This is a genomic window from Glutamicibacter sp. AOP5-A2-18, assembly GCF_052446055.1.
GTDB lineage: Bacteria > Actinomycetota > Actinomycetes > Actinomycetales > Micrococcaceae > Glutamicibacter.
The window spans coordinates 3,167,000-3,182,605 of the sequence record NZ_JBQSVW010000001.1 but is presented as its reverse complement, the minus strand read 5'-3'; the positions used below and the strand labels follow the sequence as shown (position 1 = coordinate 3,182,605).

Genomic DNA, 15,606 nt, shown 5'->3' with positions numbered 1-15,606 from the left:
TCAGGTACTCAGGGTAAGAGTACGAGTTTGCCGCAAGCCTTATCTGATTCCATTAGGGCATGGGCATCCTGAACTTCGCTGAGCTCAAAAGTCCGGTCTAGTGGAACGGTGGCGGAACCAGCGGCAACCTGATCCAAGAAGCGTTGCAGTACGGTGGCTGGAAGATCCCTCGATTCACCAGAATAGGCGGAGAGTCGCACACCGCAAGGCAGGTAGTCGATGGGGTAGAAGTCCTTCACTGTCCACTGGTTAGAAAGCATGCCGGTGAAACAAACGGTCCCGTGCATCCTTGTTGCCAAGAGCGTATCGCGAAGTGTCGGGGTGCCGACAAGCTCAACGGCCGCATCAACTCCTTCCGGATAGATTTCCCGTACTTGCTCCGCAACGTTTCCATCATCAATGATGATGTGGTCCACTCCAAGCTCACGCAACCTATCGCCCTTGGTTTTGTCTCGGGTGGTTGAAATGACGGTCATGTTCATCAACTTAGCCAGCACGGCGATGGTCATGCCAATTGAGGATGTTCCGCCTCGAATGAGGATGCTTTGTCCAGGCTGGGCATCCAGACCTACACTCAACGTTCCGTAGGAAGTTTGAAGCATCTCCGGTACTGCGCCAAGAACTTCCCATGGCAACTCGGAGGTAAATGGAATCACCTGGTTGACTGGAACGCAGGTGTATTCGGCGTAACCGCCGTCAAAGGTGCGTCCCATGCCACCCATCATGGTGGCCACCTGAGTTTCGGTGGTAAACGTGCCGCTGGGATCAAGGCCCACTGTGCCAACCGCTTCAATGCCTAGGACTCGAGGCATCTGCACTGAGTCGCCGGCCAACCCAAGCCGGGTGTGAAGTTCTGACCGGTTCATTCCCGCCGCGCGAACGCGGATGCGAATCCAGCCCTCGGTTGGTTCTGGAATGGGTAGGGATTGAAGCTGTAAGTTGGACACTGGTCCGGGCTGAGATAAGACGACTGCACGCATGGTCATTTGGATCATTTTCCTTCGTTGTCATTGAGAAGCTCGCGAATCCACTTGCGTTCTTCATTGCGCAAGGCGCGGGCGCTGCGCTGAACACCTCTCCGGTATGGATCCGTCATGTCTGCAATCTTCACGCGAACTCCCTCATTTGAGTAGAAGCTGGCTGGTGCTTCGAGAAAGTCCAAGCGTCGCTGAAGCACTGCGTTTCTTTCTTCGGCATCAGGTAAGACAGAAAGGAAAGTGAGGACGGTGAAAAAATGTGTCAGGTCGGTGATGGCTAGTCCGGAAGCGTCCCGCAGAATTGCCAAAAGGCGAACGTGCCCAGCCTCGGTGAGGCCTAAGGTTTGCCGCTGAGCGCCCGCTACTCCGGGTTCGCTTTCTTTAGTCACGTACCCAGCTTTGGCAAGTCGGGTGATGGCTGGATAAAGGGTGCCGTCACTGATCTTGCGGGCGTGCCCACCGAGCTCTTCCATTCGACGTCGAAGCTCATAGCCGTGGAGACGGCCTTCAGACAAGAATCCCAGAATCATCAACTCAATCACGTGAACATCATACCTCGATTCGTGGTATATCGGAACGAGGTATAGAATTATCTGACCGTCTTGACCGGAAAGGTGATCCGGTAGTCAGGTATCGGAAACTGTTGAGCCGAGCTTGGGATCTGATCCTGAACTTGGCGTCACCGTCCAGGAGCGAGAAGGACCAATGGCAAAACCAGCCGAAAATATTGAACCAAAACCAATGCGCTGGGATGCTCAGAAAGACGCCGTTGAACGAGACGTCATCACTGGAGCTGCCGTACTAAAACTCTCGGGAGTCACCCGCACGGTTCGTACGCCGGAGTTCGCAGGAATCGTATTTCATGAAGTCGAATCCAAATCTGCACTGACTAAAGTGCCAGAAACCTCGCGAATGCCGTTTCGCTGGACCATCAATCCTTACCGAGGATGCACGATGGGCTGCCGTTATTGTTTTGCCCGCAGCACCCACGAATACCTGGGGCTCAATAGCGGGCCAGATTTTGACCAACAAATCATCGTGAAAACAAATATTGTTCAAGCGCTGGACCAGGAACTGAGAAGAAAACCTACGTGGAAGCGTGAACTGGTTGCGCTGGGATCAAACACTGATCCGTACCAGCGTGCTGAAGGACGCTATCAACTCATGCCGGGCATCATCCAAACGCTAGCGGCACACGATACTCCGTTTTCCATCCTGACCAAGGGCAGCTTGATTCGGCGGGACATCCCTCTACTCAAGGCGGCACGGGAGCGCGTAGATATTAGTATCAGCATGTCTATTGCGATCTTTGATGAAAGCCTGCGCGAGCTGATGGAACCCGGCGCACCAAAGGCCGAAGCCCGACTAGAGACGGTCAGGTTACTGACCAACGCGGGATTCGACGTCACCGTCTTCTTGATGCCCATCATTCCGTTTCTCTCGGATTCAGCGGAACACTTAGAGCGCGCTATGGAACTGATTGCCAGCTCCGGTGCCAAGGCTGTCATGCACGGGGTGATGCATCTTCGACCGGGCGCTCTCGAATCGATTCAAGCGTGGGTGCGCACGCATCGCCCTGAACTAGGCCCGCAATTTGAGAAGCTGTATGGGCGCTCTTCTAATGCACCGGTTGAGTACCGCCGGCGCATTAGTGAGACGGTACATGTCTTGGCGCACAAGTACGGGTTACATTCACTGGATGATGCGGATCAACCACTAGGACAGTGACTACGAGTGTTTTGCTGCCTTGCGCGCACGATAGGCGCGAACATGCTCACGGTTGGCACAATTGCCGATATCGCAATAGATCTTTGAGCGGTTTCGTGACAGATCTAGCAGGGCGTTGTGGCAATCGGAAGAAGCGCAGATTCGCAGTCGATCTAAACCGCCAGCACGAATGACCTCAGCAAGTGACATGGCTGCGTCCACTGCCAACCGGTCGTAGAGCGGAGTGCTGGTGGTTGTGGCGTGCAGGTGATATCCGAGGTTTTCACTCTTGATCAACTGTGGCTGGGCGTTGGCGTTACGAAGGATCTGATTGACCCTAAATACTGCTTCTTCCTCATCTCCAGTCCAGATGCTCTTGAGCTGGGAACGCAGCTGACGAATGGAACGAAGTTCGGCCTGGTTGTGAGCGCGGGAGCCTTCAAAATTTTCAGAGTCAAGGAACTCATCCAGATCAGCCACGGTGGAGAGCATGTCGATTATTTGCACCTCGGTGTTCAGGAGGTTCACGACGGTCTTAAGTGAGGCTTCGATGTCTGGAGCAAAGGTCATAATTCGTTCCTGAATAAGGGTGGATTGACTGCCTTACAAGCCTAACCGCATCGTGATGCCCGCGTGTTTGGTTGCCCTTGTGCGGGGCGGAAAATTCTTCCCAAAAGTTGTCATTAGGCATGAATGAAACCACTGATCCGAGGTTGCCACCATTGCTGGCACGTTGTTGCCCTTGCTGAGTCTGGCAACCGTAGAGTCCAGGAATCGAGAGGTGCTTTCGCGGAGGTTTTCTTGTGAGTCAACGAAACGTTGAAATTCTGGGTGAAGTAGGAATATAGTTAATGGCGCAGACCCCCCTCATATTCTTGAGATCAAGGGGGTCTAGCTGTTTAACTTTCAGATTTCTTTGCACATCAGGGTTTTTACCTTGCGCTCATCCCTCAGCGTTGCTGTTGCCGTCATGCGGATGTGACGTTCATTCGATTATCGGCTCAAACGGAAATAGTTTCGGGATGAAATGATATTTTGAAGGGATGAACGACTTTCTGATTCCTCAGTTCCAATGGAACTCCCTGAGCTACCTGACCTCGCGGGCTGGACGTATAGGCACCCAAGAACTCACCGAGCTCATGGAATCAGAATCACTGACACGCAACCACTTCATGATCGTTTGCGCGCTCGCCGAGTTCGGGCCAATGTCGCAAAATGACTTGGCAATGCATTCAAATCTGAACCGCGGACACCTAGTGGCCTACTTGGACGAGCTGGCTGAACGAAAGATCTTAGAGCGCAGTGTTGACCCGGCGGACCGCCGGCGCAACATCGTCACACTGACGAACGCCGGCAAGAAGTTCACCGCACGGGCCACCGCCGCGGCGCAGCGTAGCGAAGCTGACGTTTTTGGTGCGCTTGATGCCAAGCAACAAGCAACGCTGCGTTCATTGCTTCAGCAGGTAGCCATCAAAGATGGCGAGGCACGCTAATGAAACAACATGTTAAAGAAGTCCTCGCACGCAGTCTAGTTGTCGCGCCACCTAAACCCTCGGTGATCCCGGCCGCTAAGGCAGCGCTGGCACTGACCGTCCCGCTGGTGTTGGTCACCATCACCGGCCACCTGGACTGGGCAATGTATGCCGCCTTTGGTGCTTTCTGTTCGGTCTTTGGACGTTACGATTCCTACGCGCCACGTTTTTGGCAGCAGCTTTCCGTAGGTCTGGTGCAGCTGGCTGCCATGCTGCTCGGAACCTATTTCTCGTACATCCACGCGCCATTTTTCATCTGCGTCGTCGTGCTGGCGCTGATTGGTTTTGGCGCGCACTATGTTTCTCACGCAGCCCGATGGATGCCACCAGGACCTGTCTTTGCGGTCTTCGCAGGTGGCGCTTGCATCACCGTTCCCGCTACAACTAACTCGTTCATCGGTGTGCTGCTCGTTGGTGGCGGAACGATGATCTTCAGTCTGCTGTTCATGCTTGGTCTGTCGCTGCGTCGGGCGCACCTATTCCACACGTTGGGTCGAGGGATCTCTTGGGCCCCATCGGCACGCGCCCTGCCCGAATCACTCCAGATGGGATCCGGCGTGCTACTGGCAGGCATCGTCGCTCAGCTGGTTGGTGGTGGGCACTGGTACTGGGCCAGCCTTGGTGCCATCGCAGCCGTAACTGGAATTGATACCTATGCGCGGGTGGCCAGAGGGCTACAGCGTAGTGTCGGAACCTGCGTTGGTGTACTGCTGGCCGCCGCAGTTTTTGCCTTCCAGCCGCCCATCTGGGTCATCTTGCTGGTGGCGATTATTGGTCAGATCTGCATTGAGCTGGTCATCTTGCGCAACTACGCCGTTGGCATGATCTTCATGACCGTCACCGCGCTATTGATGGTTCACATGGTCAGCCCGGAACCGGCTTCTAGCTTACTGATTGACCGGATCGCGATGACCGCACTGGGCGCCGGGGTTGGCGCAGTGCAGAGCATCGTGATCGGAATATTAGCGAGTCGCCGAAAGGCCGCCCAGTAGCACTTCTGGTTTGCCCTTGGGTTGGGCAGTGGTTTCTTGATTCAGATTGAGCACCACGCAGCTCAGTCGGTGCGCGTCCGTGGAAATGCGGCGGGCCAGTGAAAGATCCTGCTCGGTAATTTCGGTATTCAATTCATGGGCTAAACGAAGCGTGACAACATCAGCACGCCAATCCACCTGCGGGTGAAGGTCCACCTTCTCAGCGAGCAAGCCCACGAGGGTAATGAATTCTAATGCGGTGCTGCTGGATTCAAATCGGTAGGAAGCTCTGAATGAATCCTCGTCTGCTATCCAATCATCAAGAGCGGCTAAACGCTGCTTCAGATTTAATGCTGTTGGTGATTCATGAAATGGAATCTGTCGAAGGACAGTCATGGTGTATCTCCTGAAGGCGGAGGGTCATCCCATGGTGCTGGCCAGAGGCCGCCAAATTTCATCATCGCAGTAATTAGTCCCGAGGTACAGCGTCCACAGTGAATACGTAGGCTGCCCCGGACCCTAGGCCTAAGGTCCGGGGCAGCCGGCTGTCGCGCTGAGGTACCTTGGGCTACTTATGCGCCTTTTGCTCCAGAACCTTATCCGTGGCTGGAATATCGCGATGGCCAAACGCCTGAGCATCTCGGTAGGCCGCGGCTTCATAGCGTTCGTGGGCCACCTTGCCCACGTGCGCCATACGTAGCGCTTGGTGCCTCGGGTGGCGGCGGATCACGAGGTAGGCAATACCCAGTAGCAGGAACCAGATGGGTGTGACCAGTAGGGCAACAAGAGTATCTGGCTGAGTGGTCAAGGCCCACAGAATAAATCCGAAGAAGCCCAGAACTATGTACGGCATCACTCGACCACCGGGAACCTTGTAGGCCGACGCATCGTGCAGGTGAGGGCGGCGGGCGCGGAACACCAGGTAACTGAGCAGAATGATCGTCCATACAAACATGAAGCACAAAGCCGAAACGGTAGTAACCAACGTGAAGGCTCCCATCACCGAATCGCCACTGTAGAGCAGGACAACCCCGGCCAGCAGGAACATGCACGAGAACATCAGGGCGTTCTTGGGAACTTTGCGGTGCGAAAGCTTGGCAAAGCTCTTTGGAGCATCGTTTTCTAGGGCTAGGCCGCGCAGCATGCGGGAAGTGGAGTAGATGCCGGAATTGGCGCTGGAGGTCGCGGAAGTGAGCACCACAAAGTTGATGATGCCGGCCGCCCCAGCCAGCCCGGCTAGGGTGAACATCCCGACAAATGGCGAGTTTTCCGGGGAGAACAGCTTCCATGGTTGGACAGTCATCAAGATGATCAAGGCGCCGACGTAGAAGAACAGAATGCGGATCGGGATGGAGTTGATGGCCTTGGGCAGGGTCTTCTCAGGATCCTTTGTTTCGGCGGCAGTTGTACCCACTAATTCGATGCCCACAAAAGCAAATACGGCGATTTGGAACCCTGCGACAAAGCCCATGAAGCCCGTAGGGAACATTCCGCCATTGGCCCACAGATTACTCACCGATGCGGTGGCACCATTGTGTTGGAACCCGGTGATGATCATGACTAGCCCAATAATGATCAGTGCGCCGATGGCGATGATCTTGATCAGCGCGAACCAGAATTCGGTTTCGCCGAAGGCTTTCACGGTGGCCAGATTCAGCACGAGTAGTAGCGCGATGCAGCCCAGAGCGGGAATCCATAGTGGTAGCTCACCCCACCAGTAAGCAATGTAGTGGGCGATGGCTACGACGTCGGCAATGCCGGTGACCACCCAGCAGAACCAATAGGTCCAGCCGGTGAAGAACGCCGCCCAGGGCCCAGCAGGTCTCCTGCGAAGTCGGCGAAAGTCTTGTGATTGAGGTTGCTCAGCAGTAGCTCGCCCATCGCTCGCATGACGAAGAAGAGCATGAAGCCGATGATGATGTAGACAAAGATGACTGACGGGCCGGCGACGGAGATCGTTTTACCCGAACCCATGAACAGGCCGGTGCCGATGGCACCGCCAATGGCGATGAGCTGGATGTGTCGGTTAGATAGTCCGCGTTCAAGTGTGGGATCAGAACTGGTGGTACTCATGCTGGTTGCCTTCCAGGAGTGTGGCGTGACGCCTAGCAACTTGCTTTGCTCAAGACGCCAGATTCGCCGGCTCCGGGAAGGCAACGTCAGCTCGCTGCGCTAAGAGCAGCTACTGCCTATGCCACTGGAGAGAGCCGTCGAATCTAATGCGCACAAAGCGTCACTGTTCGTGGTCCCTCCCCAATCTGTATATGAACCTGAGAGTTTTCGCTTCAACCCGACTACTGGGCGAAGCTTGCTCCTTCGGTGAGCGCAGTTCATTCTGCGCTGCTTTCCATAGTTGCCTTCTCGTGGCGGTACGGGGCCTGAGAGTTTCCCGGGGAGGAAAATGCTCCTACGGCGCCCGCCCTTGCTGAGGGCGGGACTCTCCCGCCACGTATCAATGGCATTGTGGTGATTATCGTCACGGTATGCCCTGAGCGGTGAATGTGACGCAAGTCTCATGGCGCAAGGTTTCTTTGGGGGGCGTACCGAGGCATTAGTGATACCAAACCGAGGCAGTATCTTTATATCCGGACTCTTGATTAAAGGTCGGGTCAGTTTCATCATTGTGGACGGGAGAGAGGACCCCACAATGAAACCCATTCTCAAGTCGCTATCCAAGGGTGGCGCAGTACTGGCAGCGAGGCTTCTGCTTACCAGCAGTGCAGTTGCCATCGCAGCACCACCTGATCATGCAGGACGTCCGGATCATGTCGGCCCACCGGGCCATGCAGGTCCGCCGAGTTGGGCGCCGGCACCGGAGCATGCCGGACCACCAACTGCCAAGCCAACTCCGACACCTGAGCCAACGGAACCAACCGAAGATCCGGGGGGTACCTGGCGTACCGTTTCGCTGTACAACGTCACCTTTGACCTGCCGCAAGACTGGGAAATCGTTGAAGATTGTGAATATGGATGCCAAGACGACTATTCGGTCTACAAGATCTTGGATTCTAAGAAGAATCTCGCATTGGATCTTGAAACGACTAGTTTCAGGGACACTGACAACCCGAACACCTATAAGCGCGAGGTGCTCGACTCGGCCCCAGCGCCTGATTTGCAGTACGCACCGACCAGTGTGGTCTCCTACTACCGGGAAGCCAGCCTCGGCGACAGGGATTTGAGTGTTGCCGTCATCATCGATGATGTATGGCAAAACTGGACCGAAGCACCGGCAATTGATTACTTCAAAACCAGTGCCGAGGAAACCCCAATCATGGCCATGAATCCTGAGTACCTGCACGCACTGGGACTTGATGAGGACGGGGATACCACCCTCGACGAGGCCAAGACTTTCGTGGCAAGTGAGCAGTACTCAACTCTGAAGAAAGTCCTGACCAGCGTCAGGGAGACCCCGTAACCGCCGGGCTATTTGCCAAAGCTGCGAAGGCGCAGTGAGTTGGCAACCACCAGAACGGAGCTGGCTGCCATAGCGGCACCAGCAATCATTGGATTGAGCAAACCCAAGGCCGCGATCGGGATACCCGCAGTGTTGTAGGCGAAAGCCCAGAACAGGTTCATCTTGATCGTGGCCAAGGTTTTGTCCGATAGATCAATGGCGGCAGCGACCTGATGAAGGTCATTGCCCATCAGAGTAATATCTGCAGCTTCAATGGCAACGTCGGTGCCGGAGCCCATGGCGATGCCGAGATCGGCTTGAGCCAACGCCGGAGCGTCGTTCACACCGTCACCCACCATGGCCACAACCTTGCCCTGCTCCTGTAGCGAAGAGATAGCCTTGGCCTTTTCGCTTGGCAGTACACCAGCAAAAACATCGTCAGACTTGATGCCAACTTGTGTTGCCACCTTGGCGGCCACCGATGGGTTATCACCGGTAAGTAAAACTACCCGCAGACCACGGGATTGCAGTTCATTGATCGCTTCTGAAGAAGTTTCTTTGACTTGATCACCAACGGAAATCACCGCTTGGAACTGGGCATCGACCGCAACCAGAATCGCAGTGGCGCCGGCTGCTTCAGCCTCTTCGAGCAAAGAGCGGGCCGAGGAATCAAGTAGCGTTCCCTGGGCTTCAAGCCAGCTGGGCCGGCCAACAACAATGGTCTTCCCAGCCACGGTTCCCGATACTCCGCCACCGGGCTCCGAGCGGAAATTACTCACCTCGGGAAGCGTGCCAACGTTGGCACCGGCGGTGGCGATAGCCTGGGCAATTGGATGTTCTGAATGGTGTTCCACTGCTGCGGTCAACAGCAAAACTTCAGTTGCGTCCACTCCAGCGGCGGTGGTTGTGCCCGTATGTGTCATCACTCCGGTGGTGACGGTGCCGGTCTTATCTAGAACAATCGTGTCCAGTTTGCGTGTGTCTTCCAAAACCTGTGGGCCACGGATCAAGATACCCAGTTGAGCTCCACGGCCGGTACCCACCAACAAACCGATGGGGGTGGCAAGACCTAAAGCACAAGGGCAAGCAATGACTAGCACAGCAACAGCTGCACTGAATGCTTGATATGGATCAGCGGAAACCAGCCACCAAATAACAAAGGTGAGTACTGCGATGCCCAGAACAATCGGCACAAAGACGGCCGAGATGCGATCGGCAAGCCGCGCAATGGGTGCCTTGCCGGACTGTGCCTCGGAGACTAGCTTGCCCATCTGGGCCAGGGTTGTTTCTTCACCTACGCGGGTGGCTTCAATTACTAGACGGCCAGAAGTGTTCAGGGTTGCCCCGGTAACTTCGGAGCCCACGCGAACCTGTTGCGGTACGGATTCGCCAGTGAGCAATGAGGTATCTACCGCGCTATCACCGTGGGTGACCGTGCCATCGGTGGCGATTTTCTCACCGGGGCGCACCACAAAGTGATCTCCTGGCTGCAATGCACTGGCCGAGATCTTCACTTCTTGGCCATCACGCAGCAGTACAGCTTCCTTCGCTCCCAGACTGAGCAAAGATTTCAGCGCGTCAGATGCTGAGGTTTTGGCGCGATGCTCCAGAAAGCGTCCAAGCAACAGCAAGGTAGCCACAACGCCTGCGGTCTCAAAGTAGAGGGCATGCTCGCTCATGGACATACCCACGTGTGCCGTCATCTGCGGATCCAGAACAAGCTGGGTTGCCGAGAAGAGATAGGCGGCCAGCACACCGAGAGACACCAAAGTATCCATGGTGGAGGACAGATGCCGGGCGTTGATTGCTGCTGCCTTATGGAAAGGCCACGCACCATAGAAGACCACTGGGGTGGCCAGGGCAAAGGCTACCCATCCCCAATGCGGGAACTGCGCGGCTGGGACCATGGAGATCACAAACAGCGGGATGGTGAAAGCCGCCGAAATGATCAGCCGTCGCAACAGATGGTTGGGGACCAAATGCTCATGACCCGAATGTTCATCCCCTTCGTGGTGATGCTGCTCAGGCTGCGCTGGCTTTTTTACCGAGGCGCCGTAGCCGGCAGCTTCAACGGTATTGATCAGCGTTTCGTCGCTGACATCCACCGGTACCTGAACCTTTGCTGTTTCCAGCGGGAGATTTACCAAGGCGCTGACACCGGGCAGCTTGCCCAGTTTGCGTTCCACTCGGTTCACGCAGGAAGCGCACGTCATGCCTTGAATATCAAGATCGACGGTACGCAGTTCTGCGATTGGCTTCTGGGGTGCGTGGGAGCTCATTATTTCTACCTTGCACTTTCTGGCCCGTTGTTTACGGGCTGTGCCTGGCGCGGGTGGCTAGGCGTTGATTGCTTCGAGGGTGTAACCGGCCTCGTCGATCGCTTCGCGCAGGCTTGCTTCGCTCAGCTGCTGCGTTGCGGTGACGGTGGCCGTGGAGATGCCCTTGGCATCGAGTACGACGTCGACGTTTTGTACGCCGGAAAGTTCCTTGAGTTCTTCGGTGACCGAGGCGACGCAGTGGCCGCAGGTCATGCCGGAGATCTTCAGTTCCGTTTGGATGTTTAGGGGAGTTGCCTGATCACGAGTGGTGATCTGTAGGCCCTGGGAGGTCTTCGAGTTGTTCTCATTGGAGCATCCGCAGTTGCATTCGTGGCTCATGATCTTGCTCTCTTTCGATGAATTTTGTGTGAATCGGAAATCTAGGTGAAAAAACGCTTAGCGGACCAGCCTCGATATTGCGGCGGTGGCCTCAGAGATTTTCTCCTGCACAATGCTCGGGTCCCCGGTTTCCAGCGAAGACTTCGCCGCATCAACCACACAATGGCCGATGTGGTCATCGATCAGCTGCACGCTGACCTTGTGTAATGCTGCGTTGATCGCCGAAATCTGGGTCAAAATATCGATGCAGTATTTGTCTTCATCAACCATCTTGGCCACTCCGCGAACTTGGCCTTCAATACGCTTCAGGCGGCGTTCCAGCGCGGCTTTATCCGCGTGGTAGCCATGATGCTGTGCATGCTCATCAACGCTCTGCGTGGTTTCCATATTCCTAGAATACCCCTATGGGGTATTAAGTCAAGTACCCCCTAGGGGTATTCAACCTCCCTACTTAAGTCCACGAAGCACGATAAGATTTCACCCGTGAGCCACAACGACCTGCACGTGCGTCCGATTACCAGCGCCGAACACTCAGTTTTCCTTGAGACCGCCCTCGACGTCAGCTTTTTGCAGCGTCCAGAATGGGCCCGAGTCAAGGGCGGCTGGCGTGGTGAATCCATCGGCTGGTTTGACCAAGACGAACTGGTAGGCACCGCGCTAGTACTGCACCGCGCTGCCCCAGTCATCAAGAAGACACTGGCCTATGTGCCAGATGGTCCAGTGATTGACTTCCAGGCGCACCCAGCCGAAAAGGTCATCCGCCCGCTTGCTGCGTACCTGCGCAACCGTGGTGCCTTCCAGCTGAAGATGGGCCCAGGCCGCGAAGTACGCACCTGGGCAGCCGGAGCCGTACGCAAAAACCTTGGCAAGGAAGGCTTCGCCCAACTTTCGGACCTAGAGCTGAAAAGCTCGTCGGCCCAGGCACTGGCCTTGAACGACGCCCTGCTAGACCTGGGGTTCACCAAGGAAGACGTCGGCCTAGACTTCGGCGCAGGCCAGCCCGAATACGTCGCTCGGGTAGCACTGCAGGATGAAAATGGCACCCAGCTGGACGTTGAGCAGGTGATGGCCAGCTACTCCGCGACCACCCGCAACGAAACTCGTAAGGCGCTCAAGAGCACCTTGGAAGTTGAAGTGGGAGACACCGCGGACATGGCTCGATTCCATGCCCTGTACAACACCACCGCAGACCGCCAAGACTTCACCGGCCGTCCACTGAGCTACTTCGAGACCATGCACAAGGTGCTCAACGAAGCCGTTCCAGGTTCTTGCACTCTGTACATCGCGAGTAATGAAGGCGTGGATTTGGCCGCCTCCATTGTGATCCGCTCTTCTAACCTGGCGTGGTACCTGTACGGTGCCTCCTCCAATGAGCAGCGCAAACTCTTTGCCCCTAAGGCGATCATGAACCGCATGGTGGAAGACTCCATCGCTGCCGGTTGCCGCTACCTTGACCAGGGTGGCGTGAGTGCAACCTTGGATAAGGAACACCACCTCTCGGGTCTGACCAAGTTCAAAACCAATACCGGCTGTGACATCGTGCAGACCAACGGCGAATGGGACCTAGCGCTGAACAAGCCGCTGGCCTGGGCCTTCGAAAAGTACATGAACTGGCGCAAGAAGTAGGGAAAACAGTACTCATGGCAATCGAAGAAACCCAGCCATTCGTCCCCGTCATTCTCGGCGGCGACATTGGCACCTACACCCTGGCGCGCGAATTTTATGAAGCCTACGGCGTTCGCTCGGTAGTCCTGCCCGCAGCAGGCAACGGTGTTATCGAGCATTCGGTAGCCATCGAACTGCGCCCCATCGGCTCCATGGCTGATGAAGACCGCGTTGTGGCAGCACTGATCGGGTTGGCTGCAGAGCTGACCGCAAACTCTGCACGCCCACTGATGCTCTTTGGCTCGTTGGACTTCCACATCATGCTCATTGCCAAGCACCGTGAGCAGCTCGAAGCACACTTCGTGATTCCCTACCCAGAGCGGGAGATCATTGAAGCGGCCGCGCTGAAGGAGAACTTCTACGCACTGGCGGAAAAGCTTGAGATCGCGCACCCACGCACGGCCGTGTACTATCCGAGCAATGACCTTGAATTGATGGCCAAGGAGTTCACCTATCCGGTGATCGGTAAGCCATCAAGCTCCGCGGATTGGATCGCTGCGAAGTTCGAGGGTAAACAGAAAATCCACACCATCAATAACCGTGATGATCTGGAAACACTGTTGTCCAAGATTGACGCCAGCGGTTATGCCTCTGGCTACGTCCTGCAGGAATACGTGCCTGGCGGGGACGACGCTATGCGTTTGTGCACCTACTTCGCTACCAAAGAAGGCAAGGTCATCTTTGCTGGCTATGGGGAAGTCGTCATTGAAGAACACGCCCCGCTGGTACTGGGCAATTCCGCGGCAATCGTCACCGGTCAAAATGATCAGATGGCCGCCGATGGTGCGCGCATGCTTGAAGAACTCGGATGGCGCGGTATCGCAATGATTGATGCGAAGTTTGATCGCCGAGATAACACGGTGAAATTCTTCGAGATCAACCCACGCTTGGGCCGCAACCACTTCTATCTGACCGCTGCTGGGGTGAACCCGGCCCGTTTCTACGTCACCGAATTCTTGGGTCCTGAATTTGATAGCGGTGACCCACAAACCGATGCAGTCATGGAAACGCCTGCTGGCGTGCTGCAGTTGCGTCGTGAGCACCTGTTCACCGTCCTGCCACACCACCTGCTGGGACGTTTCTTGGGCAGTGCAACCGGGAAGAAGGCAGCTGCCCTGCTCAAAGCTGGCAAGGTATCCAACCCGTTGAAATTCGCTGCAGAGAAGCACCCACGCCGTAAGGCTTACCTAGTGCTCAATGCGATTAACCACTACCGCAAGTACAAGAAGTTCCCGCCGCGCGAGCAGTAGTCTGCGCAGTTCGGTACCCCTAGATGGCTGGCCGCTAACCGGAAGAATCCGGTAGCGCCCAGCCATCTAGTGCTTGAACCCACGGGCTCTGGCTGACTTCGCCGCCGTCTAGAATGTCCAAGCTAGTTGCTGATTGCTCATACATACTGGCAAGCTCGGTGGCGCTAAAACCTGAAGCTGCGCTGATGCGCAACCTCGTAGTTTGATCCGGGTCGTTGGCCGTGGACATGGCCTTCCACTGCAAGGCAGACAAGATGCTTTCACCAGCAGGAATCACAGCGCGCTGAGATTGAATGTGTGGCATCTTAGTTAGCGTGACGTCCTGCTGTGGCTCACCGTCAGCGTTGAGAAATTGAATCTGCGGATAGCCATTAACTGCGCAGGCACCGCCAGAAATGTTCTTGGCGTATACGGCCATGTAGCGTGAACCTGTTGCTGCATCGGGAGAGCCGAGGCTTAGGGCAAGATCTTTGTCAGTGCAGATTTGAGCGGCAGCATCCTGCGGCCAAGGCGTCACAGCTTCAGGCAACCGCGCAGGCCTAGCAATCAGGGATTCAGGAATTTTGTCTCCAAGCCAACCTTGGATGATGTCGGCAAAACCGGGGCTGGATAAGGTGAATGCCATCGGTTCTTTGAGAGGCTCATGCTCGGTCAGCCACTTCTTGATCTGAGCGGTTTCCTTCGAATCAGCAGCAGTTTTGGTATGCACCGAAAGCCCAGACGAATCCATGATTGCCGATTCCACGGGTCCAAGGCCTGCAGCTTCAATAGCTAAAGCAAGCTGGGCAATATCAAACCCTGTGGTGGGCGTATACCGAATGGAACCATCGGCTAGTTCTAAGGTAATTGGAGCACCCTGGTTCGAAGCGTAGTCTGCCAAGGCCGTCAGCACTTGAGTATTTTCGGCGGTCGCGGAATTCTGGCCGACTTTTTGTGCGCCGAGCTGATGTAGCGCAAAGCCCCGTGCGACTTGAGCCTTGGCCTCTGAACTATCCGAGACGTCCAACGGATATAACTTGAAGTCAGGAATCGATGATTCTTGGGGTTCTCCAGCGACAAAACGCAATGAGCTTTGTACCAACGGGCGAGAAGCGATGAAGCTTTGGACTTGTGCCGAAACAGCGGAAGCGAGTTCGCCGGCCTGCGCACTGTCAAGATCTTCAGCTAGCTCAACGGTCCAACGGACCGTTGAGCGGTCGCCATCTTTGGCGTCAACGGCAGTAACTTCATAGTCCACAGCGGTTGCTTCGACGCCATCCTTTTCTTCAAGCTGGGAAGCTAAAGCGCAGAATTCATCGGGAGCATGACAACTATCTAGCAGCTTCCATGGTTTGGTGATCACGATGAGCGCCACTACGAGGATGAGGGCCGCGACTATCGCGCCAGCACGCAGTGGTCTCATGAAGTCACCATACCAAGAAGCAAAAATGCGGTGGCTTAAAGCGAGTAGAGT

The 15,606-nt window shown here is 55.6% G+C and carries 14 protein-coding genes, 1 pseudogene and 2 riboswitches; of the genes and pseudogenes, 6 read left to right on the top strand and 9 right to left on the bottom strand.

Annotated elements, in window-relative coordinates:
• Positions 1-8: 8 nt before the first annotated feature.
• Both ACT3RW_RS15255 and ACT3RW_RS15250 read right to left on the bottom strand, forming a co-directional pair.
• Positions 9-995 carry a zinc-binding alcohol dehydrogenase family protein gene (locus ACT3RW_RS15255; protein WP_444614348.1) on the bottom strand — a complete coding sequence of 329 codons (987 nt, stop codon included), beginning with the start codon at positions 993-995 and terminating at the stop codon, positions 9-11.
• Positions 992-1,519 carry a PadR family transcriptional regulator gene (locus tag ACT3RW_RS15250; protein WP_444614347.1) on the bottom strand — a complete coding sequence of 176 codons (528 nt, stop codon included), beginning with the start codon at positions 1,517-1,519 and terminating at the stop codon, positions 992-994. The genes ACT3RW_RS15255 and ACT3RW_RS15250 overlap by 4 nt, the downstream gene beginning before the upstream one ends.
• A gap of 163 nt (positions 1,520-1,682) precedes the next feature.
• Here ACT3RW_RS15250 and ACT3RW_RS15245 point away from each other — a divergent pair, with 163 nt between their 5' ends.
• Complete coding sequence (locus ACT3RW_RS15245; RefSeq protein WP_444614346.1) at positions 1,683-2,705, top strand: Rv2578c family radical SAM protein; 1,023 nt, start codon at positions 1,683-1,685, stop codon at positions 2,703-2,705.
• Here the strand turns inward: ACT3RW_RS15245 and ACT3RW_RS15240 are convergent, their stop codons facing one another.
• A complete protein-coding gene (locus ACT3RW_RS15240) occupies positions 2,706-3,254 on the bottom strand; it encodes a CGNR zinc finger domain-containing protein (RefSeq protein ID WP_131089335.1) in 549 nt (182 codons plus the stop codon).
• A 473-nt stretch (positions 3,255-3,727) separates the two neighbouring features.
• Here ACT3RW_RS15240 and ACT3RW_RS15235 point away from each other — a divergent pair, with 473 nt between their 5' ends.
• Together ACT3RW_RS15235 and ACT3RW_RS15230 are read left to right on the top strand one after the other, a co-directional pair.
• Positions 3,728-4,177 (top strand): MarR family winged helix-turn-helix transcriptional regulator, encoded by a 450-nt coding sequence (locus ACT3RW_RS15235; protein ID WP_444614345.1) that lies wholly within the window; start codon positions 3,728-3,730, stop codon positions 4,175-4,177.
• Complete coding sequence (locus ACT3RW_RS15230; RefSeq protein WP_444614344.1) at positions 4,177-5,208, top strand: FUSC family protein; 1,032 nt, start codon at positions 4,177-4,179, stop codon at positions 5,206-5,208. Before ACT3RW_RS15235 ends, ACT3RW_RS15230 begins: the two co-directional genes overlap by 1 nt.
• On the opposite strand, the gene ACT3RW_RS15225 is transcribed toward ACT3RW_RS15230, so the two are convergent.
• Complete coding sequence (locus ACT3RW_RS15225) at positions 5,179-5,583, bottom strand: 4a-hydroxytetrahydrobiopterin dehydratase (protein WP_444614343.1); 405 nt, start codon at positions 5,581-5,583, stop codon at positions 5,179-5,181. The two genes, ACT3RW_RS15230 and ACT3RW_RS15225, sit on opposite strands and share 30 nt — an antisense overlap.
• Positions 5,584-5,755: 172 nt before the next feature.
• Positions 5,756-7,161: pseudogene (locus ACT3RW_RS15220) on the bottom strand (amino acid permease).
• Positions 7,162-7,435: 274 nt separating this feature from the next.
• Positions 7,436-7,544, bottom strand: a riboswitch (glycine riboswitch).
• Positions 7,545-7,642, bottom strand: a riboswitch (glycine riboswitch).
• A gap of 192 nt (positions 7,643-7,834) precedes the next feature.
• Between ACT3RW_RS15220 and ACT3RW_RS15215 the strand changes: the two are divergent.
• Positions 7,835-8,602 carry a hypothetical protein gene (locus tag ACT3RW_RS15215; protein WP_444614342.1) on the top strand — a complete coding sequence of 256 codons (768 nt, stop codon included), beginning with the start codon at positions 7,835-7,837 and terminating at the stop codon, positions 8,600-8,602.
• Between the two features lie 8 nt (positions 8,603-8,610).
• Here ACT3RW_RS15215 and ACT3RW_RS15210 read toward each other — a convergent pair whose 3' ends face one another.
• Genes ACT3RW_RS15210 through ACT3RW_RS15200 form a run of 3 tightly spaced genes read right to left on the bottom strand, consistent with a single transcriptional unit; the run spans position 8,611 to position 11,625 of the window.
• The gene (locus ACT3RW_RS15210) at positions 8,611-10,860 is read right to left on the bottom strand and encodes a heavy metal translocating P-type ATPase (RefSeq protein ID WP_444614341.1); all 2,250 of its coding nucleotides are present in this window, start codon (positions 10,858-10,860) and stop codon (positions 8,611-8,613) included.
• Between the two features lie 57 nt (positions 10,861-10,917).
• Positions 10,918-11,238 (bottom strand): heavy-metal-associated domain-containing protein, encoded by a 321-nt coding sequence (locus ACT3RW_RS15205; RefSeq protein WP_131089327.1) that lies wholly within the window; start codon positions 11,236-11,238, stop codon positions 10,918-10,920.
• A gap of 57 nt (positions 11,239-11,295) precedes the next feature.
• Positions 11,296-11,625, bottom strand: a complete 330-nt coding sequence (locus ACT3RW_RS15200; RefSeq protein WP_131089326.1) for a metal-sensitive transcriptional regulator — start codon at positions 11,623-11,625, stop codon at positions 11,296-11,298.
• Between the two features lie 96 nt (positions 11,626-11,721).
• On the opposite strand from ACT3RW_RS15200, the gene ACT3RW_RS15195 reads away from it, so the two are divergent.
• Together ACT3RW_RS15195 and ACT3RW_RS15190 are read left to right on the top strand one after the other, a co-directional pair.
• Complete coding sequence (locus tag ACT3RW_RS15195; RefSeq protein WP_262199200.1) at positions 11,722-12,864, top strand: lipid II:glycine glycyltransferase FemX; 1,143 nt, start codon at positions 11,722-11,724, stop codon at positions 12,862-12,864.
• Between the two features lie 14 nt (positions 12,865-12,878).
• The gene (locus tag ACT3RW_RS15190) at positions 12,879-14,153 is read left to right on the top strand and encodes a carboxylate--amine ligase (protein WP_444614340.1); all 1,275 of its coding nucleotides are present in this window, start codon (positions 12,879-12,881) and stop codon (positions 14,151-14,153) included.
• Positions 14,154-14,187: 34 nt separating this feature from the next.
• Here ACT3RW_RS15190 and ACT3RW_RS15185 read toward each other — a convergent pair whose 3' ends face one another.
• Complete coding sequence (locus ACT3RW_RS15185; protein ID WP_444614339.1) at positions 14,188-15,555, bottom strand: DUF4232 domain-containing protein; 1,368 nt, start codon at positions 15,553-15,555, stop codon at positions 14,188-14,190.
• Positions 15,556-15,606: the final 51 nt, after the last annotated feature.